This is a genomic window from Paractinoplanes deccanensis (assembly GCF_016862115.1).
In the GTDB taxonomy this organism is placed as follows: domain Bacteria; phylum Actinomycetota; class Actinomycetes; order Mycobacteriales; family Micromonosporaceae; genus Actinoplanes; species Actinoplanes deccanensis.
On the sequence record NZ_BOMI01000240.1, the window covers coordinates 1 to 1,324 of the forward strand.

Sequence of the window (1,324 nt, forward strand, 5' to 3'; positions counted from 1 at the left end):
GTGAGCACTGCTTCATTAGGTCGCGTCGGCTGCATGGCGGGCTGGGTGGGGAACGGTCGGCTTTGAAGGGCTGGAGGCAGGCTTTGGTGTTGTTCGTCGGTGATGACTGGGCGGAAGATCATCATGATGTGGAGGTGATGGACGGGTCCGGGCGCCGGTTGGTCAAGGTCCGGTTGGCTGAGGGTGTGGCCGGGATGGCCCGGTTGCATGCTGTGATCGGTCAGGCGCTCGGCGATGACGCCGAGGACGGCGAGGGTGCGGGGCGGGTGAAGATCGGGATCGAGACTGATCGGGGTCCGTGGGTGCGGGCTTTGCTCGCGGCCGGGTATGAGGTGTTCGCGGTCAATCCGTTGCAGGCGTCTCGCTATCGTGACCGGCTGGGGGTGTCTGGGGCGAAAAGTGATGCCGCGGACGCGCATCTGCTGGCCGATATGGTGCGGACCCAGTCGCATCAGCTGCGCCCGGTCGCTGCGGACAGCGTGGCCGGTGAGGCGGTCAAAGTGTTGACCCGGATGCATAAGACGTTGATCTGGGAACGTACCCGGGCGGTGCAGCGGCTGCGGCACGCCCTGCTGGAGTACTTCCCGGCCGCGTTGGCCGCGTTCGAGGATCTCGACGCCGGCGACACCCTGGAACTGCTGGCCAAGGCCCCCGAACCGGCTACCGCGGCACGGTTGAGCATCAGCCAGATCAGCGCCGCGCTCAAGCGTGCCCGCCGGCGTGACATCGCGGTCAAGGCCGCCGCGATTCAGGCGGTGTTACGCGCTGAGCAGCTCGGGCAGCCGCCGGTCGTCGTCGCCGCTTACGCCGCGACGGTGCGCTCGCTGGTCGCGCTGCTGGGCACCCTCAACGAGCAGGTCAGCGCCCTGCAAGGCGAGGTGGAGACGTCTTTTGGCCGGCACCCGGACGCTGAGATCATCAAGTCCCAGCCCGGACTCGGTGTCATCCTCGGCGCCCGGGTGCTCTCGGAGTTCGGTGACGCCCACCAGCGTTACGCAACCGCGAAAGCCCGCAAAAACTATGCCGCTACCAGCCCGATCACCCGAGCCTCGGGCAAGAAGACCGCCGTGCTCGCCCGGTTCGTGCACAACGACCGGCTCATCGACGCGCTGATGGCCCAAGCCTTCTCCGCCCTGAGCGTCTCCCCAGGCGCCCGCGCCTACTACGACAAACAACGCGCCCGCGGCAGCGCGCACAACGCCGCCCTACGCCAACTCGCCAACCGCCTCGTCGGCATCCTGCACGGCTGCCTCAAAACCCACATCCACTACGACGAAACCACCGCCTGGGCACACCAAAACACCACAACTGCTTGACACCCAAC

General features: G+C 67.0%; 1 protein-coding gene. It reads left to right on the forward strand.

Going from position 1 to position 1,324, the window contains the following annotated elements; genetic code table 11:
- The first annotated feature begins 86 nt into the window (after positions 1 to 86).
- Positions 87 to 1,316: an IS110 family RNA-guided transposase gene (locus Ade02nite_RS48810; RefSeq protein ID WP_203778290.1), complete on the forward strand. Its 1,230-nt coding sequence runs from the start codon at positions 87 to 89 to the stop codon at positions 1,314 to 1,316.
- The last annotated feature ends 8 nt before the right edge of the window (positions 1,317 to 1,324 follow it).